5 protein-coding genes are annotated in these 3934 nt (G+C 73.5%); 4 read left to right on the top strand and 1 reads right to left on the bottom strand.

The genetic code is table 11. The features are described 5' to 3' along the window. Positions 1–56 precede the first annotated feature (56 nt). Positions 57–224: a hypothetical protein gene (locus tag ABD308_RS29795; RefSeq protein WP_344341653.1), complete on the bottom strand. Its 168-nt coding sequence runs from the start codon at positions 222–224 to the stop codon at positions 57–59. 441 nt (positions 225–665) lie between these two features. Here ABD308_RS29795 and ABD308_RS29790 point away from each other — a divergent pair, with 441 nt between their 5' ends. Genes ABD308_RS29790 through ABD308_RS29775 form a run of 4 tightly spaced genes read left to right on the top strand, consistent with a single transcriptional unit; the run spans position 666 to position 3915 of the window. Further along, entirely contained in the window at positions 666–1397 is a 732-nt protein-coding gene (locus ABD308_RS29790) for a hypothetical protein (protein ID WP_344341650.1), read from the top strand. Positions 1398–1442: 45 nt separating this feature from the next. Continuing rightward, on the top strand, positions 1443–2222 hold the full coding sequence (locus ABD308_RS29785; protein WP_344341647.1) for a hypothetical protein: 780 nt from the start codon (positions 1443–1445) through the stop codon (positions 2220–2222). After that, positions 2219–3043, top strand: coding sequence for a hypothetical protein (locus ABD308_RS29780; RefSeq protein ID WP_344341644.1), 825 nt, complete (start codon positions 2219–2221; stop codon positions 3041–3043). Before ABD308_RS29785 ends, ABD308_RS29780 begins: the two co-directional genes overlap by 4 nt. Beyond that, entirely contained in the window at positions 3040–3915 is an 876-nt protein-coding gene (locus ABD308_RS29775; protein WP_344341641.1) for a hypothetical protein, read from the top strand. Before ABD308_RS29780 ends, ABD308_RS29775 begins: the two co-directional genes overlap by 4 nt. Positions 3916–3934 lie beyond the last annotated feature (19 nt).

Here is a 3934-nt window from a genome sequence, read left to right as displayed (position 1 = left end):
GGGCCGTGCCGGGGGTTCCCGGCACGGCCCGATCGTGTGCGTGTGCGTGTGCTGGTTCAGCGTCGGCCGAGCAGCTTCGCGAAGAAGCCCCCGCCCTTCCGCGCGTCGCGGTCGCAGGAGCAGCGGTCGGCCTTGGCGACCCCGGCCAGCACCTGGTCGACGTGCATGCCGCACCCCGCGTAAGTGGCCTTGCCGCAGTTCCGGCACGTCGTACGTCGACACATCTCAGGACTCCTCGCATCCGGGTGGAAGAGGGCTTCTTCCTCTCCTCCAGTATACGGGTGGGGGTATTTTTCCCGCTCGAACCCACCAGCTGCGGCCCGATCCGGGCCGGGCCCCCGGCCCGGCCGTACTCGGGCGGCTCGGTTTCGGTTCGATCACGACGCGTCCCTTTGTTCGGCCCTTGGGGGGAGTGTGGTGATTGATCTTGTTGGCGGTGGAAGCGGCGCACTCTCATAATTCCAGCCAGACGCGCGACGCGCGGCCGTGAGAGCCGCAGTCGGGTGCCCATGAGAGGCCCGCGCGCGCCCTTCCTGATCTTCCCTGGGGGAATCCCTTTGTCCGCGCACGATCACGTGCCACCCATCGCCGACCCCGTCCCCGCCGCTACCGCCACTACCGCCACTGGCGCCGGCGCCGGACGGAGGCTGCCGCGCGCCGCGGCCGTGGCGCTGGCCACCACGGGCCTGCTCGCCGTGACGGCGGTCAGCGCCACGGTGACGGTGGCCGTCGGCAGGCCCGAGAGCCGGCCCGCCGTCACGGCGGCGGCCGCGCCGACTTCGGCCGGACCGACCGCGTCGCCCTCGGCCACCGCCACCGCCACCGCTCCGGCGACCGGCGCGCCGTCCCCGTCCACGTCCGCGCCCGTCCCCGCTCCGACGAGCACCGTCCGGGGCACCGTCAGCGGCGGCCGGCACGAGGGCGACCTGCGCTACTTCCTGCTCCCGATCCCCGCGGGCGGCGAGTCCTACGGCCCGGCCGACGGCATGCAGTTGACCGACAAGGAGATGAGCGAGCAGTTCGACGACGGCACGGACATCGTGCGCATCCTCCACCAGCTCGGCTACAAGGACGCCGTCACCCGGACCTACCGCACCGCGGACGGCAAGGCCGAGGTCACCGTCACCCTGCTGCGCTTCACCAGCGCCGCGCAGGCGGAGTTCTTCGCCAAGAACGACACGAGGGACCTCCCCTCGATCGAGATCACCGGCGACCCCGGCGCCCGCGGGTTCGTCGACAAGCCCAAGCACGAGGCCTATTCCGGCTCGATGACCGGCATCTCCACCCAGGGCGACGTGCAGTACACGGTCGACGTCGAGGTGAAGGGCTCCCCGGACAAGGTCCTGCTGAGCGAGCTGATGAAGCGCCAGCGCGACTGGCTGACCTCCGGCCGCTGAGCACCCCTGGCCCTTTCCCGTCTCCCCCTCCCCTGGAGTCCCCGCGTGACCACCGAACCCGTGGCGCCGTCGCCCGTCGACGAGCCGCCGCCCCCTCCCCTCGCCGAGCCCGGCGCCGAGCCGGTCGCCGAGCCCGCGCCCGCCCGGCGCCCGCGCCGTCCGCGCCCGGTCCTGCTGCTGGTCTCCGGGCTGGTGCTCGGGACCGCCGCCGGCGCAGGCGTCGGCTACGCCATCCAGGCGAGCCGCCCGCCGACGCCGCTGCCGCCGATCCAGGTGGCGCTGCCGACGTACCCGTCCGAGGTGCTGGACCCGGCCGTCGCCGCCGCGTCCGCGCCCTCGCCGCTCGCCATCGACGGCGACCTGCGGAAGCTGCTGATCACCGCGCCCAGCGGCAGCGAGCCGGTGGACGGCTACCCGGACACGCCCAGCTGGATCACGGTCGGCGAGCTCGCCGAGCAGAGCGCCGGAACGGTCAGCGCGTTCAACATGCTGAACGTGGGCGGATTCCGGCGCGCGGTTCAGGTGAGCTGGTCGCAGGGCGGTCTGAGGGTCCTGGTCACCCTGACGCAGTACACGGCCGACCATGCCAACTCCGCCGCCGTGAACCGCTCCGCCCTGCGGCCGTTCAGTGCCGACGCCAACGGCGGCTATCAGGTCGACCCCCTGCCGTCGTACTGGGCCGAGACCACCGAGCGGTACTACTCCGGTGTCGCGGTCGCCCAGCGCGGCACCGTGCGAATGGAGGTCCAGGTGTTCGGGACGAAGCCGGTGGACTCCGAGGTCGTGAAGGACCTCGGCAAGCGGCAGTGGGAGCGGCTGGTATGACCGACGGCACGGAGACCGAGCCCCGTCCTGAACTCCCCGAGACCGGGACGGTGACGCCCGTCCAGTCCCGGGAGCCCGGATCCGGCGGTTCCCGCCGACTCCTTCGCGCCGGTGGCGCGACCGTGGCGGCCGCCCTGGTCGGCGTTGGCATCGGGGTCGGCGTCATCGAGGTGCGGTACGACGACCCCCTCACCGTCGCCACCGCTCCGACGGTGACGGCCCCGGCCCCGACCCCGACCCCGACCACCACGCCGTTCGGCGCGAGATCGAACGGCAACCACTTCGGCTCACTGCGCGACCTGCTGCTGCCGATGCCCCAGGGCTTCGAGCCCGGACCGGACGACGGCAACTACGGCAACGACGCCGAGTTGACGGCAGAACAGCTGTCCGCCGAGTTCGACGACGACCTCGTTCCCGTCCCCAAGGACCAGCAGGAGAAGTACCGCCGGCTCTGGGAGGACCTGCACGTCAAGGCCACCGGTGTGCGCACCTACCGGAACCAGAACCTCGTCCTCGGGATCACACTGCACCAGTTCAACCAGCAGGAGGTGCAGAAGATGAACGAGTTCACCGCCCTGTTCACCGGCGACACCGGGCTCTTCCGGCTCGGCCCGGCCGTCCCGGGCCACCCCGAGGCCCACTGCTACCTGCTGCCCGCGCCGCCGTCGGCACCGCTCGACCGGATGGAGTGCTCGGCCGCCCAGGGCGACCTCCTGGTGGTGCTCAGCGCCGAGGGCACGTCACCGCTGCCCAAGGACAAGATCGTCGCCCTCCTGACCCAGCAGCTCGACCGCCTCGCCCGCCCGGGAGCCTCCGTATGACCGCCGACGACAGCGACGCCCCCGCCGGCCTCCCGGAGCCGGACGCCCGGCTCACCGCGCTCGCGACCGGATCACCGACCGACGAGGACCGGGCCGACCACTCGGCCCGGCGCCGCAAGGCCGCGCTGCGGTGGGGCGCCGCCGCCGCGGTGTGCGTGCTGGCCGGGACGGGGAGCGCGCTCGCCGTCACCGCGCCGGACCGCACCGACCTCCCTGGGCTGGCCACCAGGAGCGACGGGCGCTACACCTTCCCCGCGCTGGTCCTGCCGCCACTGCCCTCCGGCAAGGCGGCCCCGGCGGAGAACAAGAGCCGCCACGCGGCGGACCTGCGCCGGCTGCTCCTCCCCGCGCCGGTGGAGGCCGGCGGCTCGCTCACCCCGGCCGCCCTCCCGGCGCCGGGAGCGGGTCCGGGCACGCCCGGAGCCCTCCCCGGCTGGGTCGACTGCCCGGGCGTGGCCGCCGACCAGAAGGACCCGGCGGAGCTTCGCGCGCTCCTGGTCCAGTACGCCTGCCGGGCCGCCACCGTTCGGGAGTGGACCGCCTCCGACGGCACCCGTACCCGGATCCAGCTGCTCGCCTTCGGTTCGCACCAGGAGGCCCGGCCCGTCTTCTCCGCGTTCCGCGACAAGGGCGAACCGAAGGACGGCGACGGCCTCCGGCTGCTCACGCCCCCGCGTTGGGACACCCCGGACATCGTCGACCTCGCGGTCCGCGAGGCCCCGTCCGAAGGTCCCGGCGCCGAATCGCGCTACCGGCTGGCGTACCTGTACCGCGGCGACCTCGTGGGCGTCGTCACCATGACCAACCCCGGGGGCGTGCCCGCCGCCGCGTTCCGGCAGGTGGTCACCCTCCAGTCCGACCTGCTCGCCTGAGCCAGGGCCGGGACGGAAG

It is taken from the genome of Kitasatospora putterlickiae, from assembly GCF_039527695.1.
GTDB lineage: Bacteria > Actinomycetota > Actinomycetes > Streptomycetales > Streptomycetaceae > Kitasatospora > Kitasatospora putterlickiae.
This window is presented reverse-complemented; position numbering and strand designations above follow the sequence as displayed.

Coding starts and splice junctions, on each gene's coding strand:
- ABD308_RS29780 (WP_344341644.1), top strand. CDS start 2,219: ATGACCGACGGCACGGAGACCGAGCCCCGTCCTGAACTCCCCGAGACC.
- ABD308_RS29795 (WP_344341653.1), bottom strand. CDS start 224: ATGTGTCGACGTACGACGTGCCGGAACTGCGGCAAGGCCACTTACGCG.
- ABD308_RS29775 (WP_344341641.1), top strand. CDS start 3,040: ATGACCGCCGACGACAGCGACGCCCCCGCCGGCCTCCCGGAGCCGGAC.